General features: G+C 30.5%; 1 pseudogene. It reads right to left on the bottom strand.

Annotated elements, in window-relative coordinates:
• Positions 1-318: pseudogene (locus SB717_RS34670) on the bottom strand (hypothetical protein); the annotation flags it as partial.

Genomic DNA, 318 nt, shown 5'->3' on the forward strand with positions numbered 1-318 from the left:
TACTTTCTTCATTTGTTTTAAATGACACTTCTATTACGAAGTCATCTTCTAATTTCCCAGTATTACTTAATGGCCAAATTTCAATATTTGCTTTTATGTTTTCAAACTCTCCTGTATATCGCTTCATTAATACAGGACCGTAAATACGGGAATTCTTTAACATCTCTTCTCCCCAATTTGTATACAACCATTTGTTCATTTTCCCTGGTAATTTTTCTATTAACATGTTTTGAGCAGCTTGTTTATTTGGTAAATCAAGTATCCCATATCCTTTAGCACTGTAACTTTTCTTATTTGAAATGCTTAATGTTTTCTTCT

It is taken from the genome of Priestia sp. SIMBA_032, from assembly GCF_046535215.1.
Classification (GTDB): Bacteria; Bacillota; Bacilli; order Bacillales; family Bacillaceae_H; genus Priestia; species Priestia aryabhattai.